Genomic DNA, 20516 nt, shown 5'->3' on the forward strand with positions numbered 1-20516 from the left:
AAAGCTGTTGGGGGAAAGGAGCAAAAAATGACTTTGTTAGACTATATCCATTTAGATTTCGATACTCCAGTTTTAAAGCAGCTACCTTCACCGTTTGTTTCGGCTGCTTTTCTGCTTCATCCATTTGTTCAGATGCCTGCAGGCTGGGAACAGGAAAAGCGAAAACACCCATCTCACCATATGTATCCGGATGATGAAGAAATCATACAGTTAGGGAACCCAGTGTCATGGAAAAGCATTATGCAGCGGACCGGCTTAGCATCATTTGAAGAAGTGGCTCTTGCTTTATCGGATGGCTGGCTTCATAAGAAGTATGCAAAACCCATTTTAGCTAAAAAACTAGAGGCGATCTTTCAGCAGGATCTTTATTGTCCAATGGAAGATAAGATATCCATTTTTTTAATAGAGGATATCTTAAAGGTACTTGCTTCAAAAGGAGCGGAATTTTTCTTCTATACAGACCCCATTGAAGAAAAAACAGAAAAAATGAACATCAAGAAAGTGTCGCCGGCGGAAATACCTGGTCTGACACTATGTGAAATATTGCTTGTAGACGAAAAGAAAGAATTTGCTTTCATCAGTGAATATGATGCGTATACAACGTTATTTTTATCTAAAGAAGAAAACATTCACACACTTATTAAGGAAAAAAGATGGGAAGCAGTTATTTGTGATAGTGAAACGATGCCTGCCTGGTTTTTACCAAAAGAATAATGTATTTGGCTTTAACAAAGTCCAATACCTGCTGCCATAGATATAGTCGGGTTCTTTCATTATCATTCAACAGCTGATCCATATTGTTGAGTAAGGTTAGACTCTTCCAGACAATAAAATACTATTTTTCAACTATATAAGTTGAATTAAACTTTTTACATGGACCATTTGATATCCTGTAAGAATGCTTTTAAATAAGCATCATAATGGGCTGCGGGCTGGCGGCTGCACTAACAGTAGGGGCGAACGCTGAACCACCATTACTTTTTGCTGTCTGTTTCAGCCTGTCTGCTCGTCCTGCGGTAGTCTTCGCCGACAGCCCTCCGCCCGCTTTTTTAGAAAAGAAGCGACTATGAATAAATATTGGCGCTTCATTTCTTTTGATAGGAGAATAATAACAAGTCTTACTGTTTTTCCTCCTCACAAATGCGGCAGGCGGAAACGAGCTCAGCGCCTGCCCCATGGAACGCGCAGCCCCCGCGAATGCCGCTTCACTTACCTGTGCTAAGTATTGTTCTCCTACGCTTTTTCTGAGAAGCAGTATGTAAAATCAATCCTTCAACTTATATAGGTTCTGTTAAAAAAGCCAATCTTCCTGCTTAGAAAAATTGGCTTTCGTTTTATCATTTATATTTTCATATAAGATGTTCCATTGTTACCGAAATCACTTCAAGCCAAAACCACTTATTGGATGCGGCACATAGGGTTCTTCTAACAATGCCACTTCTTCAGGGGTTAATTCAATTGATAGAGCGGCTGCAGCATTTTCAAGATGAGATGTTTTCGTCGCCCCAATAATAGGAGATGTTACCGGTTCTTTTTGAAGCAGCCAAGCAAGTGCAATTTGAGCACGGGGAACCCCATGTTTTTCTGCAATTGCTGCAACCTGCTCTACAACGAAGCGATCTGCATCGGCAGTCGCATCATATTTAGCCCTCTGAACCTGGTCAGTTTCAGAACGAAATGTCGTTTCCGACCAATCGCGGGTCAGCCTTCCTGATGCAAGCGGGCTATAAGGGATGACCCCGATTTTTTCTTCCTTGCAAAGAGGAATCATTTCCCGCTCTTCCTCTCGGTATAAGAGATTGTAATGATTTTGCATGGATACAAACCTGGTCCACCCATTCCTCTCTGCCACCTGGTTCGCCTTCAAAAACTGCCACGCCATCATGGAAGAAGCACCAATGTATCTGGCCTTTCCAGACTTCACGACATCATGCAATGCTTCCATTGTTTCTTCAATTGGCGTATTGTAGTCCCAGCGATGAATCATATACAGGTCTACATAGTCTGTTCCAAGCCTTTTTAAGCTGTTATCTATTTCACTCATGATGGCCTTTCGAGAAAGTCCGCCACTATTTGGACCATCATGCATTGGGAAAAACACCTTTGTAGCGATGACAACTTCATCTCTATTGGCATAATCGTTCAAAGCCCGTCCCAGAATTTCTTCACTTGTTCCTCCTGAATATGAATTCGCTGTATCAAAAAAGTTGATCCCTAGTTCAAGTGCTTTTTTAATAATAGGACGACTTTGTTCTTCATCAAGTACCCATTGGTGGATCCATCGCTTTGCATCACCGAAGCTCATACCGCCAAGACAAAGCCTGGATACATCCAATCCGGTATTTCCAAGTTTTATGTATTTCATTTGATTCTCCCTCTCTTATATTTATTCATCATGGCCATTTCAGTTATTTATTATTTTACAACAACTAAGAATGAAACCTTTATCCCGTTCGTCTCAAGTTTTTGCTCAATCCTATCAAAGTAATATACACGATAGAAAAAACTGCGATAAAATAACACTATCAAAGAGAAAGAAGTAAGGAGAATCAGATATGTTTGAGGGAAACAAGCAGCAGGAACTTGCCGATATCATCGAGCGTTATACCGGGCAGGATGGTGTTCATCCGACTCCTATTCCATCCCTATTTCTTATCCGCGAATCGATTATGACAGAACCCATTTCTAGAGTGAATGAACCATCCTTTTGCATAATCGTCCAGGGGGAAAAAGAAGTATTGCTGGGGAAGGAACGCTTTCGGTACGGTCCTGCCAATTATATCGTCGCATCCGTTGACCTGCCGGTTACCGGGCAAGTTATGGAAGCCACTTCAGACGTTCCCTATTTGGCTCTGAAAATTGAGTTCACACCGAGTCAAATCCTGGAGATTGTAAGAAGGACTGAATTCCGAAATGAACTGAAAAGGAACACGAAACGAGCTATGTTTGTCGACAAAGTAGAGCTCTCTCTGTTGGATGCAGTAATCAGGCTAGCTCGTTTGCTGGACGATCCAAAACATATCCCGGTACTTGCTCCTTTATTCACGAAGGAAATTCTTTATTGGGTTCTACAAGGAGCCAAGGGAGAAGCGCTGGAACAAATGGCGTTAGAAGGCAGTAATGCCGCTCGAATCAAAAACATTATTGAACATATAATCAGCCATTATAATGAGTCCTTTAAAATTGAAGAGCTTGCGAACTTAGCTAATATGAGTGTGGCGTCGCTTCATCGGCATTTTAAAGAGGTAACGGCTATGAGTCCGGTTCAGTTTCAAAAGCAACTAAGATTACAGGAGGCCAGGCGCTTATTAGTAGGCGAGACAACAGATATTGCTGATATTGCATTCCGAGTAGGCTACGAAAGCCAATCGCAGTTCAGCCGTGAATATTCCCGTATGTTCGGTGTTCCACCTAGAGAAGATATAAAGCGACTGAGAGAAAAAATTAGCACTTGAATCTCCTGCTCAACGGGGTCAAATCATTGGAAGCTGCACTAATCAGGAATATGGTCTCTTATTATCTCGCTAAAATATAAAGTAAGAATAACGATATGTAAACGAACAGCTACATTAGTTCATGTAATCGACCGAGTAGGGGGAGAGGGTATGGTTGACCCCTGTGGAGAGTGCTTTTTAGATGTTTGGTATCGGTTTGTCATCGCCATGAGCACGAGGGGGGAGTGAATAACAAGTATTCCTGGCAATCTATAAAGAGGCACGCCTAAACCGCGTGCCTCTTTATTTAATGGAAATTCGATCTGTTGATCTTGAAAATGGTTATTGCAGACCAAACAGAAGCCGAAGCTGACGTCAAATTGGCCATAGCCTGATTTGGACGCATTGATGTGTCGAACAATATTGCAGGTAATTTCTCGCGGCTTCTTTGAGGAATTGATTAAAAAAATAATCCATCATACATTTCAAGCTTTTCCTATACATCTGACAAGGAATTTGTAAATTTCGACTGAATTTCTTTTAAAAACAAATCAGCTGCAGCGGAAAAGACCTGATGTTTTTTCCAAACAATATTTAAGCCAGCTTCAAGTCTTGGCTCTAGCGGCTTAAAACAAAGGTTACTGTCGTTAGACGTATTCACTAGTTTATCAATAGTGACGGCATAACCGATGCCCTCTTCAACCATAATAGCCGCATTGTATAGAAGATTGTATGTAGTCACGACGTTTAATTTAACAAAATCTTCACCAAACCAATCCACAAATTCATTTTTAGACAATGTTTGCTGCATAGCCTGTCGTGAAAAGATTAGCGGAACATGTAATAAATCAACTGCTTGAATGGTATCTTTGGAAGCAAGAGGACTATCTTTTCTCATCACAACGCCCCAGACATCTTTAGCTGGCATATTGATATAATTGTATTTTGATAAATCGGCTGGTTCAATTAAAATACAAAAGTCGAGCAATCCCTTGTCAAGCCGTTCCGTTACATCGTCTTCGTTTCCACTGTAGAGGTGATACCGTATATTTGGATAACGTACTTGTAAATCCTTTGCTGCTCGTGCAATCTGTTTCATGGCTTCTGTTTCCCCGCTACCTATGTAAACATCACCACTGATGGTTTCTTCCATAGAACTAAATTCTGCCTTCAATTTATCGACCATATCAATGATTTCTTCTGCTCTTTTTCGCAGGAGCATTCCTTCATCTGTGAGAATGACACTGTGACTACGGCGAATAAACAGTTTTTTCCCTAACTCTTGTTCAAGATCTTTTAATTGTCTTGACAAGGTTGGCTGTGTAACATGCAAAAAATCAGCTGCCGCTGTTATGCTTCCTTCTCTTGCAACAGTAAGAAAATAGCGCAAAACTCTAAATTCCATCCAATATTCCTCCTTCATCATGCTTTAGTATATACGTTATTGATATGCTTATAAAGCATATCTTGATATATGAAATGAGTATTTGTTATAAGAGGAGAGTGTAGTTAAAATAAATAACGAGCAAGTAAACAGTTCCCAAAGTGTTAGGGACACTTTTTTTGAGATAGGAGTTGTTTTTATTTTGGCTAAACAAAATAAGTTGTTGATTTTCATTTTAACAGTGGGTGTTTTTGGCATTTTAAATACGGAGATGGGGGTTATTGGGTTATTGCCTTCCATTGCTGATCACTTTAATGTCAGTATATCTCAAGCAGGATTGACGGTGAGTCTTTTTGCTCTTGCTATTGCGGTATCCGGACCAACGATGCCGTTATTGTTTTCCGGAATCAATCGTAAGAAGGTCATGTTACTTGTATTAACTGTATTCGTTGTGGGAAACATCGCATCCGTATTTGTTACGAACTTTACCCTTTTATTAATCATTCGTATCGTGCTAGCTCTTTTCCATCCGGTTTATTGTTCCATGGCCTTTACTGTAGCTGCTTCCTCAGTAAAACCTGAAGAAGCTCCCAAAGCTGTTTCTAAAGTATTTATCGGAGTATCTGCCGGTATGGTAGCCGGCGTACCGATCGCAAGTTTTATTGATAGTGCCCTTTCGTATGAAATGGCGATGGCGTTCTTTGCTGTTGTAAATGTATTTGTATTGGTCGCTACATTGATTTTTGTGCCATCTATGCCCGTTGAAGAAAAACAATCTTACGGTGAACAACTTGCTGTTCTAAAAAAACCTATTATATGGGTTTCTATCGTAGCTGTCATCTTATTAAATGCCTCTGTATTCGGAGTATATAGTTATATTGCTGAACACCTGGAAACGGTTACCCAAATGTCTCCGAATACCATCAGTTTAACGTTATTCGTTTTCGGTGGAGCTAATATTATTGGGAACATCGTTGCAGGGAGGGTACTCACTACTAGTCCTATTAAGTCCATCTTCATTTTTCCTTTGTTATTGAGTGTCGTTTACATTTTTTTATTCTTTACTGGAGAGCTTGCCGTACCTGTGGTCATCATCACTTTCCTCTGGGGACTGCTGGCTGGAGGAATCATGGCCAATATTAATCAATACTTGATTTCATCTTCAGCTCCAGAAGCGCCTGATTTCGCCAATGGGTTATTTATATCAGCATGTAACGTAGGAACAACAGCTGGCTCAGCTGCAGGCGGGTTATTGATAGCACAAATGGGCACATCATACGTCGTATTTGTAGGAATTCTATCCGTAATCCTAAGCCTCGCTGTTATCCTGCTAAGAAACAATATGTTTAACGCTTCAAGACAAGCGAAAAAGCATAGAGAGAGAGCTTCTGCCTCTAATTAATCAGAAGCACAGGGACGGTTATCCTGCTTCCAACTATGTTTTCAACTATAGAGGGCAGACCCTCCCAGTGGACTGTCCACCAGATGTTATAGATTTTAGGAAAAGTTCTTGACTTAAAGTTAACTCTAGGTACTACGCTATCCTATAGTACGTGTTTTAAAGATACAATCAACCAATAAATAAAGGAGCTGTTACCTATGATTTTAAAAGAAAATTATCGTCTATCTAATGGAATTGAGATTCCTGCATTAGGTCTTGGAACATGGATGATCGATAATGGCGATGTCGTACAGGCAGTGGTAGAGGCTGTGAAAATCGGGTACCGCCATATTGATACAGCACAGGCATATGCTAATGAAAGTGGTGTTGGAGATGGGATTAGAGCCTGTGGTGTGAACAGAGAGGATTTGTTTATAACGACAAAACTTGCTGCAGAAATAAAGTCATATGAAAAAGCTGTTTCATCGATTGATCAATCACTGAAGACGATGGGACTTGATTATATTGATATGATGATTATTCACAGCCCACAACCATGGAAGCATTTCGGTGACGAAGATCGTTATTTCGAAGGAAACCGTGAAGCATGGAGAGCTCTTGAGGAAGCGTACAAAGCAGGAAAGCTTCGTGCCATAGGTGTATCTAATTTTCAAAAAGAGGACCTGGATAACATTTTGAGTGATTGCATAGTCAAACCGATGGTCAATCAGATTTTGGCGCATATAAGCAATACACCGATAGAATTGATTCAATACACTCAAGAACAAGGCATTCTTGTGGAGGCCTATTCACCGATTGCCCATGGAGAATTGTTGAAAAATCAAAGAGTTGTAGAAATCGCAGAAAAATACGGTGTTTCAGTACCTCAATTAAGTATTCGATATGCTTTGCAGCTTGGTCTTCTTCCGTTACCTAAAACGGCAAATCCGGAACATATGAAAAGCAATGCAGAAGTAGATTTCGTTATTTCCGAAGAGGATATGAAGTTCCTGGAAAATATTGAACGTATCAAAGATTACGGTGAAGCAAGTATAATGCCTGTATTTGGTGGAAAGCTGAAATAATGGGTTACTGAAAAACTCATTAATTTTAGTAGATTTATAGAGTAAAGATTATATATGTGCAAAATAAATGGCATGTTTAGGGGAAGGTCAGATGGCGGTTATCATTTGAATGAAAAGAATGGACATAAACGATAGAAATTTCAGCGGTCAGCAAAAGTTATTTCTGGCCGCTGATACACTTTTGTGGGGAAATCATTTCGAAATCAGCTTCAAAATGTTCAGATGAGGAGTGAAAAATTGAATACAGTAAAAATTGCAGGAAGAAACGTTTTTCCCATAGGTTTAGGCACTTGGAATATGGGAGACAAAGCAGATAAATTTGAACAAGAAGCAGAAGCAATAAGAGTGGGTCTTGATCATGGGGTTCAAGTTATTGATACGGCTGAAATGTATGGTGATGGAAGGGCAGAGAGGTTAGTTGCTCATGCTATGAAGCCTTATAACCGGGAAGAATTATTTCTCATCTCAAAAGTTCTCCCTTCAAATGCCTCAAAAAAGCAATTACCGATTAGTTTAGAAAATAGCTTAAAAAGGTTGAATACAGATTATATAGATCTATACTTACTTCATTGGAAAGGGAATATCCCTATTGAAGAAACGATTGAAGCCCTGGAGAAAGGAAAAAGTCAGGGGAAAATCAAATCATGGGGTGTTTCTAATTTAGATGTTGATGACCTGGAAAAAATAATGAAAGTACCTGATGGAATAAAATGCGCAGCCAATCAAGTACGTTACAATTTGGGAGATCGAGGGATTGAATTCGATTTAGTTCCTATGATGAACAAGCTTGAAATGCCCTTAATCGCCTATGCTCCAGTTGCTCGGGGAGATAGACTTGGCACGAACCTGACGCAACAAAAAGCGTTAAAGGAAATTGCCGAAAAACATCGTTCCGATCGTTTTCAAATTTTACTGGCCTGGTGTATTCGAAATGGTCAAACCATTGCGATACCGCAATCCAGTAATACCGCTCATGTGATAAATAATGTGAAAGCAGCTGAAATTCAATTAACACAGCAGGATTTGAAGCAATTGAATTCAATTTATCCAAAACCAAGCATGAAACAGCCGCTTGCTTTATGGTAAGAAGATGTAGAAATTACTATTATGATTCTATCAGTTTGTAGACAAAGTCTGTCTTTTTCATAAAAGAGCCGATAAGTGAAACTTGGCGGACTTTGCCCACCTTAGGGCTGTGCGGAAGCTCCCTCGGCTGCGCCTGTGGGACTTTTTGACAGGTGGTAGGTAAATCACTCATCTATAAATATCCAGCGCTTTGTTTAATCTTACTAGTGCCTCGTGTACTTCTTCTCTTAATTGCTGCTCGGAAATTTCAAAAGCGGTTTCTTGACCTGGAAGACACTCATGCCAATAACAATCAACCGATTCGAACACATCATTTAAAGGGCGAAATATTTCATCGCTTAAACCGCCTGTCTTTTTCAAGAAAGTTTCAAAATAAGTTTGTTCAAATTCTTCCACCGAAATAGCATCATTTAAAAAATCCTCTATTAACTTTTTACATTTATAAACGCTCACCTTCCTCCTCCTTTTCTTCTCGCTCTTTTAATTAACACACAATTTTCAACTTAACAATTTCCAATCAAAATCTTTTACATCCTGCTTGTTCGGTTTTCTTACAAATTCGATACAATCCTCTTGGCAGGCCCGGTACTTAATGAAATTTTGTTGTGCTTGTCTTAACGAAACATCATTTGCCCCACCTTCAAAGTCGGGGTCTCTAAATTGAACACCATCATCTTCCCAAAAGCATATTTGGCAAATCTCGCAGGTATCTGTCGGTTCTTCATCTAATGTTTTATATCCACAACAAGGGCAAGTATATTTTCATATTTTCACCTCAATAATTTCTATGTGTTTTTTGACGTAATTCTACTATATACATGAAATAACTCGCTTTACATAGTAGTTTATTTTTATGAGCAACCGTACTAACATTAACTTAGATAGCAGTTGACCGATACTGTTGAGTAAATTTTCATATAAAAACAGCGGGAACCAAATAGTTCTCGCTGTTTTGTACGTTATTTAATTGGGACTTTCATGAATCGTTTTGGAAATTTAATGGATTTATTTTCGCTAACAAATGTTGAGCCTAAAAGAAGCGTCCCACCAAGCATTTGAGCAGCTGTCATTTGTTCTTGCAAGATAACTGCGGAAATCAAGATCGCTACGAATGGATCTACATAGCTTAGCATGGCAATGCTCTGCCCCTTTAGTTTTTGCATTCCCGAGAAAAATAACCAAAATCCAATACCTGTGTTTACAATCCCTAGTAGGACGATAAAAGGAATGGATGATCTTGTTACTTCTAAAATACTGATTCTCTCAGTAAAAAGCACATATGGTAAAAGAAGTAACGCAGTTGTTCCAAGCTGGATGATGGTAATTTCTAGCTTGTCCATATTGTAAATGAATTTATTTAATAACATTAATGCAGCGTAAAATGCAGCTGCAAATAATCCAAAAAAGATCCCCAGCAAGTCCTCTTTTCCAGATGCACTGATGCCGTTTCCAACAATCAATAACATACCTAGTATCGCTACACCAATACAAACCATCTTTTTGAGAGGTAATTGTTCCTTAAGGATAATTGGGGAGAGAATCATGACAAACACAGGGGCAAAGTAATACCCTAATGTTGCGTTAGTGACTGTCGTATGATCGTACGATTGATAAAGAAAGATCCAATTTCCACCCAATGCAATACCCGAAAGAAATAAAATGAAAGCATTGGCTTTCACTAATTTCCATGGAATAGATTTTTTCATCATGAAAAATACAAACGTTAAAAATAGACACCCAATGGAACTACTTAGTAAAGCTGTTTCACTCGAAGATAAATCAATGTATCGTACAACCAAACCAATTGTACCGAAAATAATCATTGATAATATAAACTGAATTTCAGGTTTCATCGTCTACTCCTTTGAATCTGCGAAACAGCTTATATTCCGCAGATTCTTAATCTGTTTTTAATATAAGCTTATTCAGTGCTGACTCAACAGCTGGAGTAAACGGCGGAGGTGATGTTGAAAACGGCTTCCAAGTGTATAGATTTATATTTGATAATGACATCATAATCCCCCTGTTTCTATTAGCATATTTTGATGATAAAAAGTTAATCATTTTTTATGGCCCAATCTTTTTATTCTCTCAGTGTACAATATAAAAACCTATCCGACTAGCGAGTGCAATAAGAAAAAACAAGATGGTTATTACGCAACAGTTCGTCCCTATAAAGGAACAACACTATTCACGGATTGAAGATTAGCTGACAGCTGACTGAAAAGCCTGAAATAGAAATACAGGGGCTAAATTTTAAAGCGTGACAAAGCCTTTTCATGGGTATGGGAAAAACATGTTTTTGGAATTAATCTACAATTCTTATCAAATTTTCATTTTTCGGTGGTATGCTGGATAGAAAGGGGGCCATTACGATGAAAAAAATCGCGCTGGGGCTGATAGTGGGTACATTGCTTGCTGGATGTAGTGATGCAGCTCCGTCAGTACCAGAAGAAGAGCCAAAAGGGCAGGAGCAAGCATCGGAACAGGAGAAAAAGGTGTTTGTGGAGCTGGAGCAGACAACAGATGAAACGGCAATTCGCGATGCGGCGTTCGAAAAGGTGCTGCAGGACGAGACACTGACAGGCGGTTATTTAGGCAAAGTGACGCCGGAGCTGAAAGAAGATTATGGCGTGCAGTCCATTGAATTTAACGCGGTAACGGACGCGATCCAACATATTTACGGGAATTTTTATGAGCATGGTATTTTGTACTTGAAAAATCAGGAATCCGGTGCCCGGGAATCTGGTGTCTGGGTCGGCATAAAAAATCCGGATGAGAGGGCGGAGGAGCTGGCTCGCCGGCTGCAAAAACAAGTCGATGAAGGCAAAATTTTGGCCAAATACATTCACTTGTTTGAGAGCGAATACAGTGATCGGGACAACCAGGATCTCATGTATGAAGTGTCGAAAGCGATCAAGCCGATGAAGGACGCAATGCCGGAGCCGGAGCGGGTGGCACTGAGTATGAGCGTGGATACGATCACGAGAACCATTGAAATCGGGCATGACTTTTTAACAGACGAGCAGATGGAAAAGCTGAAGGAGACGTTTTCCGATTATGAAATGGACTTTATGCAGGAAGGAAGAATGCTTCCGCTTCCGGGAGAGCCGGATGTGGAATATCCGAAAGAGCCCGTTTCGCACAAACAAACAAAAGAAGGAAGCTGGGTCATGGAGGTATCGGAGGACAGCATGCTGATTGTCGGCTCAAAAGCGTATGATTTTTCAGGAACCGGAGAGCAGGAGCATTACGATGCCACCTATTACTCATTTCCAAAAGCAAACGAAAAGCTGAAGGTCGGCCAGCGGGTGATGGTCGAAGCATCCGGACCAATCGCTGAATCCTATCCGGGACAGGGCAGAGCTAAATTTGTTACTGTTTTGCCGGCCTATCAGCCAAAAGGCGCGGATTTAACCGAAGAAGAGGTGGTTCGAAAAGCGATCGAACAGCGAGGGGAAGATTCATACGCAGAAGGTATTCGCAACATTACCTATAACAAAGACAGGGACGAGTGGACCCTCACATTTGTCAGCTCAATGGGACCCAAACTCGCTGACACAGATGTTACAATAGCAGACCAGAAATAAAAGTTTATTTCAGGCCGCTTACCTTGTCGATCAAATGTTAATGAAACGCTTCATTTATTCATTGTTTCCTGCAGAGTCAAGACGATCTTTCATGATAAAGGCTGGTGAAAAGCGGCTTCTGCTTATCCAATGGAATTCATAATGTAAGTGTTTATGCTGTATTGGCAATGCCCAAGACCCCCAGGATTTGAGGTTTTTTTAACTGGACAGGTTTGTTTAACAAGGGATTTAATGCTTCCAGAAAGAATGATAATGATTGTTGGTATGAGGGAATGGAGGAAAAGTATGAAGTGGTCAAAAGGTGAGTTTATTGTAAGCGATGAGATTTCCTTAATGAATATAAATACCGTTTCATACTTGCTTTCATCAACATATTGGGCTTCCAAAAGAACGAAAGAAGCAATTGAAAACAGCATGAAAAATTCGATTTCTTTTGGTGTGTATCATCACAATAAACAAATCGGTTTTGCCAGGGTTGTAACGGACAAAGCCGTGTTCTCCTGGGTGCTGGATGTGGTAATTGATGAAAGATACCGAAGAAATGGTATAGGTCAATGGTTAATGGAATGTATTTTAGAACATCCAGAAATAACACATACCAAATTTGCACTTGCGACGTCAGACGCTCATGATTTTTATAAAAAATTTAATTTTAAAGAAACCCAATGTATGACACGAACATAAAAAGCAGGATGCAGCATAAAGTGAATGCTGTTATGCTCGAAGGCCCCCAAAAAAACATGGTTCCTTTTTTGTTGTTTTAACAAAAGAATCACCCTAAGATGGGGCATTGTTAATACAGCATTATTAGATTTATCTTTCATTCGTAAAACGATTAGCCATCATGTAGAGAGGGGTAACCTGTTATAACTTTTAATGCTGATCTTTCCGGTTATAATAGGTTTCCTTCTTCATCATTTGTCCCCCTTAAAAAGTGAAATGAACTCCAATCCAAAGGTATGCTCTGTTAGACATATATAAGATATACATCTTGATCTCTTCTTTTTTGTGTGACTTTTCAGATTGTTTGCTTTGAGAAACATTATTTGTACAGGCTTATTTTTATTAAAAAGGGCAAAAAGATTGCTGTAGACCCACTCAAATGGGCTCTGGTACGATGTTAAAGAAGTAAATGCCGGAGGAAAGAATATGGATCAAAAATATCTCGATTTAAAGCTGGGGGAACGGGGAGCTATTCTCAGCATTTTTGTATATATATGCTTATCTGCTTTTAAATTAGCAGTTGGTTACATAGCAAACTCCGAAGCTTTAAAAGCGGATGGTTTAAATAATACAACGGATATTATCGCTTCTGTTGCTGTGTTAATTGGATTGAAAATCTCTCAAAGACCTGCAGACAGTGACCATCCTTATGGGCACTGGAAAGCAGAACCTGTTGCTTCATTGGTGGCGGCATTTATTATGGTTGCGGTAGGTCTTCAGGTTTTATATACGGCTGTTTTATCGGTTTTCGATCATACAACAGAGGCACCTGATTCCATCGCTGCATGGACAGGCCTTTTTTGTTCGGCAGTGATCTATGGAGTGTACCGGTACAACCGAAGATTAGCACAAAAAATCAGAAGCCAGTCTGTGATGGCGGCGGCAAAAGACAATTTATCCGATGCCTGGGTCAGTATTGGAACAGCAGTTGGTATTTTTGGGGCTCAATTTGGTCTTCCCTGGCTGGACCCTGTCGCAGCCGTTGTGGTCGGCCTGCTTATTTGTAAAACAGGATGGGAAATTTTTAGAGAAGCCTCTCATGATTTAACGGACGGTTATGATGAGAATCAGCTTGAAGTCTACAAAAAATCGATTTTTGACATTCCTGGTGTAAAAGGAATCAAAACGATACGAGCAAGGAAATATGGTAGCAGCTCTGTGGTCGATGTCGTCATTTTAGTTAATTCTACATTAGGTATCGGGGCAGCCCATGATATTTCAATGGAAGTAGAAGATGCACTAACGAAGGAGCATGACGTAATTGAAGTACACGTGCATGTAGAACCGAATTTATATATGCAGTAAGGTAAAGAATAAATCACATAATCGTGATGGCTGACCTGGCCATTATTATTTTTATATATGAGCATAAGCCCTGCCGGTTCATCGTATAGTTCTGTTATAAAGGTTTCGCCAGCTTTTTGGTTTTGCCTCGTTTTCTTTAACGCATACATTCGCGACAAAAAGCAGCTGTCCCCTTTCCCGAGGGGCAGCTGCTTTTTGGCTTTTTTTACATTCTGCATCCGGAGCAAAAAAAAAAAAGAGTATAAATATACAGGTAGACCTGTTTCTGTTGCTACCATTATAAGCCTTGTTGCAAAAAGTGTTTGGATGCTGGACATTACAAAAGGCAGTCAGACGGTAGACAAATGATAGATGACTGTGCACATGAATGGGATAGATCGGCGGCGCAGCCGGTCTCTGCTGCCAGCTAGTCCCATAGGAGTCTTCGCTGACCCGGACGCCGCCAAGTGGCTTGGAACGAGATTGTATAAGGCTAATGGGGACGCGTTTTTTTTTGAAAAAGAGAAAATGTCTATTCAGCAGCCTCTGTTTATTGATTTTCAACACTATTTAGTGAAGACTGCCGGACGAAGACTTCCCGGGAAAGTACAGTGAGTCGGGAGACCCGCAGGCGCTGCCGAGGGAGATCCCGCACTGCCCTAAGGTGCGCGAAGTCCAGCCGGTTTCACTTATCGGCTCTTTTTTTTGAAAGAGAAAGACTTTTTCTACACACTGAGTTGCTTTTTAAAAGCAATCGTCTTTTTACATTTTCTTTTAAGATATTAGTCCATCGCTTAATGGATCTTAAATAGAATGCATAACAATTTCAATAGTTCTTCCATATAAATGAGCAGTATCATTCTTAGAGTGTGCTTCATTAATGGCTAACTGTCCGTGGAAAGGTCAAGCATCTTTTAGAACTAAATCTTTTTGTGCTTACATGCGATCTTTGCAAGCTTTCTTTTTTCTATTACTTATAACTTACATTGTGGATAATCTCCCAAGCAAATCTAGTATTCTTTCATATTCTAACAGTGTAAGGCAATAAAAATGAAAAGGGGGGATATGATATGTGCTTGAACTGCAATGACCGCGACCGTGACCGTGACCGCGACCGTGACCGCGACCGTGACCGTGACCGTGACCGTAACCGGAGAAATCGGCGTGAACGAATGAAAAAAGAGCTTGAACGGATGGAAGATGATCTTCGAGATATGAAAGAAGATATCCGAGATATGAAAAGAAGGCTAAAAATGATGGAAAGAGACTTTTGTGACAGATAAATATAAAATGTCGTCTTTTAAAAAGCTATAGAGCTACTTTCACAAAGAAGCAGCCTGCACGGGTTGCTCTTTTTTTATTCAATTCAATGTTATGTGAATATCCCTATTATCACAGACCTGGATATGGCTATCCTATGGGGATTACTCAGGCAGATACTGATAATGATCCATTACAGTGAAAGCGGCTGTCGGACTATCCGACAGCCGTTTTTGAGTTTTAAACGCTAGTATTGCCACTATATCTGTGGGAATGGGGATGAGAACCGTCAACGGTCGTTACTCCCTGAAAGGTATGATAATGTCTGCCATCAGGCAGAGGAATAGCTGGACCAGTTACTCCGCGAATTTCATGTTCATGTCCATCATCGAATGAAGTAACCGTAAAGTATCGGTGAGTATGGGGTACTCCAGTAGGAGCAGGTGCCGTTATACCGGCATACTGATGACGATGACCATCGTTAAAAGAGGTTACTCCTGAAAAATGATGGTTATGAACGGGCTGACCGTTCCATGTCGTAATGTACAAGTGGTGAGAATGGCTGGAATCTGAATTTGGATCATCTGAATCAATCATAAATCCAGTTACCGGTATTTCCATACGCATTGTTACCACCTTTCCTATCGCTCCTTCTATGTTATGAACGCAAAGTCTACACATTCCTATATTTTAAATCGAAAAATCGATTTTTGATTTAAACCTAAAAAGTTAGACACAAATATGAAGCCGATTTCTAACTCCTTAGCAAAAGAATCTATGCTCTGGGACTCTTGAAGATCAAGCCATTTTCATTCCAAAAAAAATCAATCTCTCCCATCGATTTCACCGTTCTTTCATTTTTCCTTGTTATCTTGTTCTTAGAAAGAGTAGATCGAGGAGGAAAACAATGAAAAAGAAAACAGGCGCAAAGTGGTGTTCAGGCATAGCAGCAGCCCTAACAGCAGCAACGTTTATTGGATTCACACAAAACCATGATGTGGAGAGCGGGGAGGATACAGCTGTAGTAGCGGAGCAGACCGACAGTTCTTCAACAGACCAGGTGTTGCTTTTTGAGGAAGAGGAATCTGTTGTTTCTGACGATAGCACATATGAAGAAGAGGAATACCAGGGCATGCAGCCGTCTGACCGGAGAACGGGCCGGTCATGATCAGCCGGCTCGAATTTTCTTGTATGGGCTCTGTCTTTACCATTGAAGCTGAGCGGGCAAAGACGCTTCAGCGTTGGCTTATTGAAGCTGAAAAGCGCTATTCACGCTTTCGGACGGATAGTGATATTTCAAGGCTGAACGTATATCCGGCAGGTGATGAATGGATCCCCATTTCAGTCGAGCTTTATTCTATTTTAGAGGTAGTGCTGTGTTACATGGTGAAAACAGAGTCACTTTTTCAGCCATTTTTAGGCGCTCAGTTAAAAGCGCTCGGATATGATCGGTCCTTCCAAGATTTACAGCCCGAAGTGGAGAAAAAGACGGCGCCCGCCTATCAGCGAGGCGGAATTTTGCTTCATCCGGATGAACCGATGGTGAAAAAAGTGCTGGATGTAGAAATGGATCTTGGCGGATTTGTGAAAGGCTGGAGTGTTGATCAAATTTTTCAAATGACAAACAAGGAAAATGTCTTTATAGATGGGGGCGGTGATATGCGCTTTTCCTTTTCTGAGCCGCAAGTCATTGGTGTCATGAATCCTTTTGAACAAACAACGGACATTGCACAGATCACGGTTGGATCAGGCGCCATAGCGACATCAAATGTGCTGCACCGGCGCTGGCAGACGAAAAATGGGGAATACCATCATATTTTAAATGGACAGACCGGAGAGAATCCCCGATCAAATGTTGTTCAAGCAACTGTTATGGCAGGTAACACAGCAGAAGCCGAAGTGTATGCGAAGGTGCTTTGCATGATGGATGCCGGGGCAGGAGCACGCTGGCTGAAGGAAAAAGGGATCCAGGCAGCGGCAATGATTATCACAGATCAAAAACAAATTTTGGTTACAGATAATATAAATGATTTCAGTGAAGGAGTGAAAACAGCATGGATATCACAACGTGGGAATGGACAAGAGCTTCAGGCCTGACGTCTTTCTTTTTAATATTTTTGTCTGTATTTGTAGGGCTTCTTCACAGTGCACCCATTTTTCCGAAAAGGTGGAAAGGGTCATTGTTTTTCTTTCACCAATTTACAGGATGGATCGCCTTTTTGATCATGATTTTCCACGGTGTAATTCTTCTATTCGATACGTACGTAAACTACCAATGGTATGAGGTGTTTGTGCCGTTTTTGTCGGACGAACACCGGATTTTAACAGGGATCGGCACAATGGCGCTTTATGGTGTTTTTCTGATTTTGCTTTCATCGGATATGATGAAGAAAGTAGGCCACTCTCTTTGGAAAAAAATTCATTTGTTTGCACTGCCAGGGTATTTGCTGGCACTCTTTCACGGCCTGTTGATTGGTTCGGACAGTACAGCTGGGCCCATTACGATCATGTACGCAAGCACATTACTGCTTGTGCTGGCAGCTTTATTTCTAAAAAGAGTAAGTGTCGTTTTTATGCGGAAGGGCCGTCATGCTGTTAAAGGATGATTAAGTATAGATTTTGGGCTATGGAAGGCAGTCGAAAATGATGAATGATCCTTTTAGCAGCTTTGCCCGACCCACAAATAATTGTAGAGGGCAAAGCGGTTTACGAGAAAGCCCAATATAATAAAGACCTTTATGCGTAGGATTGATCCTTTTTTCATGATAGGGCCTTTCTGTTTCATCCAAGGCATTCAAATAAGTATCAGCATCCCGAAACTTGTACACAATAACAAAAAAGGGGGGTGTGATACGATGGCGAAAGATGTTTTGTGTGAAGTTAATAACTGTAAATACTGGGCTTCAGGAAACAAATGCAGTGCCGATGCTATTTATGTTGTAAGCCATAAAGGCAAACAGGCGTCTCAGAGTGAAGAGACAGATTGTAAAACGTTTGTACCAGAAGTTTGATCTCTTAAGGGTAATCATTTATTTGGTTACCCTTTGTTACTCTTAGTATTGACAATAAGTATCATTCTCATTCACTTTGCAGCAATTTTTCTGGCGAAAGGATTTGAACAAAAATGTTCGCCTCCGCTTCTTTATGAAAGAATGAACAGATTAGGTTTTTTCCTTCGCCTTTTTTACATGAAAGGCATCAAGGTCTTTTAAAGCATTTTTCATATGATTTTGACAAACGTTTAACATTCCACGACCCCTCCTTTCGTTTTCCTCTCACCTATGTAACAGAATGGTAGCCACAATTACAAAATAAAAATTTAATAATAAATGAATCCAATATAAGAGGTATGATATTGTTACGAGGAGATTTTTATAATATGTTCTATTGAACTAACCGGGCAGATTAACTGAATAAAGATCCTAACATCTGAATATTAGAATACAGCGATAATCCAAAAAACAGGGGTGTTGTAATTGAGGATATTGGTTACAGGTGCAACAGGACAACTGGGTTCAGCTTTGCTGCATCAACTTAAGGATTCTGATTATAAAGTTAAAATAACTTCGAGAAGAAAGCCTGAAGAAACAGGACAATTCGAGTGGGTTTATAGCGATTTATTGTCTGGTGAGGGTATAGAAGAAGCAGTGAAGGATGTAGACGTCATTATTCATGCAGCAACTAGCCCGGTTAAAAACTCAAAAAACGTGGAGGTTTCAGGTTTTGAGGAATTTTTAAGAAAGGCTCAGCACATAAAACATTTTATTTATCCATCAATTGTTGGCATAGATGAAATACCATTCAATTATTACAAGCTAAAATATGAAGCAGAAGGTTTATTAGAGAATCGTTCTATCCCTTATACCATTGCACGTGCAACTCAGTTCCATCACTTTGTTGAACATTTATTTCTATCAAAACCTTTCTTTAAAAGATATATTGTTCCTGGAAACATTCAATGCCAAAGTGTCGATGTAAATGAATTTGCCAATCATTTAATAGGTCTAGTGGATAGTGGTCCACAAGGCAGAGCGAACGATTTTGGCGGCCCGGATATAATGACCTTAAGAGAAATGGCTGAACTGAAAATCAAAGTAAATAATGAAACAAATAAAATTGTAAGCATCTCCTTTCCAGGAAAATTATATAGATCTTTCCTCGATGGAAAAAATACCAATTCCATTCAAAAAGCAGGAAAAATCACATTTGAGGAATATTTAAGTAATAAGGTAGATTGAGGATATTTTATGTGTAAGGTTATTGTGGCGATTGTAAAAACACGTACTTGAAGGAGCTTAAAATGAAGAGTGGGGGTAACTGCGGTACCTCCTTTTTTTATTGAACAATCGGAGCGGGTTAGTTTAACAAAGTTGATAAAGACATTTATACCGGCAAATAATAAGACCCTTCGATTTAAGGAGATCAAGGGTCTTACTTTATAAATAAAATCATTTAATTATTGAGTTTTTTCAAGAGCTAGTTTTATACCAAAGCCTATGAGTATAGTGCCTGTGATTCCTTCAATCATATTTTGTGTTTTAGGTTTTTTCATAAAAGCACTAATCTGATTAATTAAATAGACATAAAGTAAAAACCATACGGCAGTCAATACAGTATAGGTAATACCCATAATAAGAAACGGTAAAAAGTTATTGCTTCCAGAGTCCACGAATTGAGGCAAAAAGGTTAAGAAAAAAACAGCAACTTTAGGATTTAGGATATTGGTAAGAAATCCTTGTTTAAAACAGGATTTGTTTTCAAACTGGCTTTTTGTGTGCACCTCAACGCTTGCGGCTTCTTCCTTTTTCCGTAAAGACCATAAAGCCTTAACACCCAGATAAATTAAGTAAACAGCACCAACGTATTTGAAGACAGAAAATAATAACGCTGATTTCACAATGATGGCTGAAAGTCCTAATACAGCAGCAGAAGTGTGGATAAGAAGGGCACAGCAAGTACCTAACGCTGTTTTAAGACCCCCGTTTCTCCCAAAGGTGACCGTATTTTTTGTAGCAATTGCAGTATCGGGACCGGGTAAAATAATTAAAAGAATACACATAATAACAAACAGATAAAAGTTTTCCATTTTAATATTCCCTTTCTGATTATGATAAGTACTGAGTATGTAATGCTTACATTGTATTATATATAAACCGTATTATTAATTGAACATGAACATTATTTGTTTGTAGTTCTTATTGGACTAAAGGCGGCTCATGTTTAAAACGGAAGATGCTACGGCATTTCTTTTGGGGAGCAGAGTAATTTATTAAGTTTTTTTCAATTTAC

Annotated in this window: 21 protein-coding genes and 1 pseudogene; 14 read left to right on the forward strand and 8 right to left on the reverse strand. The window is 39.8% G+C overall.

Going from position 1 to position 20516, the window contains the following annotated elements:
* Positions 1 to 27 precede the first annotated feature (27 nt).
* A complete protein-coding gene (locus VP97_RS04700; protein ID WP_050180535.1) occupies positions 28 to 714 on the forward strand; it encodes a DUF2711 family protein in 687 nt (228 codons plus the stop codon).
* A gap of 190 nt (positions 715 to 904) precedes the next feature.
* Here VP97_RS04700 and VP97_RS04705 read toward each other — a convergent pair whose 3' ends face one another.
* Both VP97_RS04705 and VP97_RS04710 read right to left on the reverse strand, forming a co-directional pair.
* Positions 905 to 1177 carry a hypothetical protein gene (locus VP97_RS04705; protein ID WP_050180536.1) on the reverse strand — a complete coding sequence of 91 codons (273 nt, stop codon included), beginning with the start codon at positions 1175 to 1177 and terminating at the stop codon, positions 905 to 907.
* Between the two features lie 201 nt (positions 1178 to 1378).
* Entirely contained in the window at positions 1379 to 2365 is a 987-nt protein-coding gene (locus VP97_RS04710) for an aldo/keto reductase (RefSeq protein WP_050180537.1), read from the reverse strand.
* 190 nt (positions 2366 to 2555) lie between these two features.
* On the opposite strand from VP97_RS04710, the gene VP97_RS04715 reads away from it, so the two are divergent.
* Positions 2556 to 3455 carry an AraC family transcriptional regulator gene (locus VP97_RS04715; RefSeq protein ID WP_050180538.1) on the forward strand — a complete coding sequence of 300 codons (900 nt, stop codon included), beginning with the start codon at positions 2556 to 2558 and terminating at the stop codon, positions 3453 to 3455.
* Between the two features lie 475 nt (positions 3456 to 3930).
* Here VP97_RS04715 and VP97_RS04720 read toward each other — a convergent pair whose 3' ends face one another.
* Complete coding sequence (locus VP97_RS04720; RefSeq protein ID WP_050180539.1) at positions 3931 to 4839, reverse strand: LysR family transcriptional regulator; 909 nt, start codon at positions 4837 to 4839, stop codon at positions 3931 to 3933.
* A 181-nt stretch (positions 4840 to 5020) separates the two neighbouring features.
* Here VP97_RS04720 and VP97_RS04725 point away from each other — a divergent pair, with 181 nt between their 5' ends.
* From VP97_RS04725 to VP97_RS04735, 3 genes are all read left to right on the forward strand, one after another.
* Entirely contained in the window at positions 5021 to 6220 is a 1200-nt protein-coding gene (locus VP97_RS04725) for an MFS transporter (RefSeq protein ID WP_050180540.1), read from the forward strand.
* Positions 6221 to 6417: 197 nt separating this feature from the next.
* Positions 6418 to 7284 (forward strand): aldo/keto reductase, encoded by an 867-nt coding sequence (locus VP97_RS04730; protein WP_050180541.1) that lies wholly within the window; start codon positions 6418 to 6420, stop codon positions 7282 to 7284.
* Positions 7285 to 7521: 237 nt separating this feature from the next.
* Positions 7522 to 8370: an aldo/keto reductase gene (locus tag VP97_RS04735; RefSeq protein ID WP_245629836.1), complete on the forward strand. Its 849-nt coding sequence runs from the start codon at positions 7522 to 7524 to the stop codon at positions 8368 to 8370.
* A gap of 168 nt (positions 8371 to 8538) precedes the next feature.
* Here the strand turns inward: VP97_RS04735 and VP97_RS04740 are convergent, their stop codons facing one another.
* From VP97_RS04740 to VP97_RS04745, 3 genes and pseudogenes are all read right to left on the reverse strand, one after another.
* The gene (locus VP97_RS04740; protein WP_050180543.1) at positions 8539 to 8823 is read right to left on the reverse strand and encodes a colicin immunity domain-containing protein; all 285 of its coding nucleotides are present in this window, start codon (positions 8821 to 8823) and stop codon (positions 8539 to 8541) included.
* A gap of 45 nt (positions 8824 to 8868) precedes the next feature.
* Positions 8869 to 9132: pseudogene (locus VP97_RS23165) on the reverse strand (CPCC family cysteine-rich protein); the annotation flags it as partial.
* A gap of 197 nt (positions 9133 to 9329) precedes the next feature.
* Complete coding sequence (locus VP97_RS04745) at positions 9330 to 10223, reverse strand: DMT family transporter (protein ID WP_050180544.1); 894 nt, start codon at positions 10221 to 10223, stop codon at positions 9330 to 9332.
* 522 nt (positions 10224 to 10745) lie between these two features.
* On the opposite strand from VP97_RS04745, the gene VP97_RS04750 reads away from it, so the two are divergent.
* From VP97_RS04750 to VP97_RS04770, 4 genes are all read left to right on the forward strand, one after another.
* Positions 10746 to 11960 (forward strand): DUF3221 domain-containing protein, encoded by a 1215-nt coding sequence (locus VP97_RS04750; RefSeq protein ID WP_050180545.1) that lies wholly within the window; start codon positions 10746 to 10748, stop codon positions 11958 to 11960.
* 285 nt (positions 11961 to 12245) lie between these two features.
* A complete protein-coding gene (locus VP97_RS04755; RefSeq protein WP_050180546.1) occupies positions 12246 to 12644 on the forward strand; it encodes a GNAT family N-acetyltransferase in 399 nt (132 codons plus the stop codon).
* A gap of 465 nt (positions 12645 to 13109) precedes the next feature.
* Positions 13110 to 13988, forward strand: coding sequence for a cation diffusion facilitator family transporter (locus VP97_RS04760; protein WP_050180547.1), 879 nt, complete (start codon positions 13110 to 13112; stop codon positions 13986 to 13988).
* Positions 13989 to 15037: 1049 nt separating this feature from the next.
* Positions 15038 to 15250 (forward strand): hypothetical protein, encoded by a 213-nt coding sequence (locus tag VP97_RS04770; protein WP_050180549.1) that lies wholly within the window; start codon positions 15038 to 15040, stop codon positions 15248 to 15250.
* A gap of 217 nt (positions 15251 to 15467) precedes the next feature.
* Here VP97_RS04770 and VP97_RS23170 read toward each other — a convergent pair whose 3' ends face one another.
* Positions 15468 to 15848 carry a YmaF family protein gene (locus VP97_RS23170; RefSeq protein WP_082220235.1) on the reverse strand — a complete coding sequence of 127 codons (381 nt, stop codon included), beginning with the start codon at positions 15846 to 15848 and terminating at the stop codon, positions 15468 to 15470.
* A 286-nt stretch (positions 15849 to 16134) separates the two neighbouring features.
* Between VP97_RS23170 and VP97_RS04775 the strand changes: the two genes are divergently transcribed.
* The 5 genes from VP97_RS04775 (at position 16135) to VP97_RS04790 (ending at position 19465) form a co-directional block, all read left to right on the forward strand.
* A complete protein-coding gene (locus tag VP97_RS04775) occupies positions 16135 to 16395 on the forward strand; it encodes a hypothetical protein (RefSeq protein ID WP_050180550.1) in 261 nt (86 codons plus the stop codon).
* Positions 16392 to 17324, forward strand: a complete 933-nt coding sequence (locus VP97_RS04780) for an FAD:protein FMN transferase (RefSeq protein WP_050180551.1) — start codon at positions 16392 to 16394, stop codon at positions 17322 to 17324. The genes VP97_RS04775 and VP97_RS04780 overlap by 4 nt, the downstream gene beginning before the upstream one ends.
* Positions 17282 to 17833: a ferric reductase-like transmembrane domain-containing protein gene (locus VP97_RS04785; RefSeq protein WP_050180552.1), complete on the forward strand. Its 552-nt coding sequence runs from the start codon at positions 17282 to 17284 to the stop codon at positions 17831 to 17833. Before VP97_RS04780 ends, VP97_RS04785 begins: the two co-directional genes overlap by 43 nt.
* Before the next feature lie 249 nt (positions 17834 to 18082).
* The gene (locus tag VP97_RS23175; RefSeq protein WP_082220231.1) at positions 18083 to 18238 is read left to right on the forward strand and encodes a DUF1540 domain-containing protein; all 156 of its coding nucleotides are present in this window, start codon (positions 18083 to 18085) and stop codon (positions 18236 to 18238) included.
* A 465-nt stretch (positions 18239 to 18703) separates the two neighbouring features.
* On the forward strand, positions 18704 to 19465 hold the full coding sequence (locus VP97_RS04790; protein WP_050180553.1) for an SDR family oxidoreductase: 762 nt from the start codon (positions 18704 to 18706) through the stop codon (positions 19463 to 19465).
* Between the two features lie 218 nt (positions 19466 to 19683).
* Here VP97_RS04790 and VP97_RS04795 read toward each other — a convergent pair whose 3' ends face one another.
* A complete protein-coding gene (locus tag VP97_RS04795) occupies positions 19684 to 20313 on the reverse strand; it encodes a LysE family translocator (protein WP_050180554.1) in 630 nt (209 codons plus the stop codon).
* Between the last annotated feature and the right edge of the window lie 203 nt (positions 20314 to 20516).

Origin of the sequence: Domibacillus robiginosus, assembly GCF_000966195.1 — a bacterium.
Lineage (GTDB): Bacteria > Bacillota > Bacilli > Bacillales > Domibacillaceae > Domibacillus > Domibacillus robiginosus.

Bases quoted from the DNA above. Each gene is read 5' to 3' on its own strand.
- VP97_RS04775 (WP_050180550.1), top strand. From the start codon at position 16,135: ATGAAAAAGAAAACAGGCGCAAAGTGGTGTTCAGGCATAGCAGCAGCC.
- VP97_RS04750 (WP_050180545.1), top strand. From the start codon at position 10,746: ATGAAAAAAATCGCGCTGGGGCTGATAGTGGGTACATTGCTTGCTGGA.
- VP97_RS04715 (WP_050180538.1), top strand. From the start codon at position 2,556: ATGTTTGAGGGAAACAAGCAGCAGGAACTTGCCGATATCATCGAGCGT.
- VP97_RS04705 (WP_050180536.1), bottom strand. From the start codon at position 1,177: ATGGGGCAGGCGCTGAGCTCGTTTCCGCCTGCCGCATTTGTGAGGAGG.
- VP97_RS23170 (WP_082220235.1), bottom strand. From the start codon at position 15,848: ATGGAAATACCGGTAACTGGATTTATGATTGATTCAGATGATCCAAAT.
- VP97_RS04770 (WP_050180549.1), top strand. From the start codon at position 15,038: ATGTGCTTGAACTGCAATGACCGCGACCGTGACCGTGACCGCGACCGT.
- VP97_RS04795 (WP_050180554.1), bottom strand. From the start codon at position 20,313: ATGGAAAACTTTTATCTGTTTGTTATTATGTGTATTCTTTTAATTATT.
- VP97_RS04710 (WP_050180537.1), bottom strand. From the start codon at position 2,365: ATGAAATACATAAAACTTGGAAATACCGGATTGGATGTATCCAGGCTT.
- VP97_RS04720 (WP_050180539.1), bottom strand. From the start codon at position 4,839: ATGGAATTTAGAGTTTTGCGCTATTTTCTTACTGTTGCAAGAGAAGGA.
- VP97_RS04755 (WP_050180546.1), top strand. From the start codon at position 12,246: ATGAAGTGGTCAAAAGGTGAGTTTATTGTAAGCGATGAGATTTCCTTA.
- VP97_RS04760 (WP_050180547.1), top strand. From the start codon at position 13,110: ATGGATCAAAAATATCTCGATTTAAAGCTGGGGGAACGGGGAGCTATT.
- VP97_RS04785 (WP_050180552.1), top strand. From the start codon at position 17,282: ATGGATATCACAACGTGGGAATGGACAAGAGCTTCAGGCCTGACGTCT.
- VP97_RS04700 (WP_050180535.1), top strand. From the start codon at position 28: ATGACTTTGTTAGACTATATCCATTTAGATTTCGATACTCCAGTTTTA.
- VP97_RS23175 (WP_082220231.1), top strand. From the start codon at position 18,083: ATGGCGAAAGATGTTTTGTGTGAAGTTAATAACTGTAAATACTGGGCT.
- VP97_RS04780 (WP_050180551.1), top strand. From the start codon at position 16,392: ATGATCAGCCGGCTCGAATTTTCTTGTATGGGCTCTGTCTTTACCATT.
- VP97_RS04745 (WP_050180544.1), bottom strand. From the start codon at position 10,223: ATGAAACCTGAAATTCAGTTTATATTATCAATGATTATTTTCGGTACA.
- VP97_RS04730 (WP_050180541.1), top strand. From the start codon at position 6,418: ATGATTTTAAAAGAAAATTATCGTCTATCTAATGGAATTGAGATTCCT.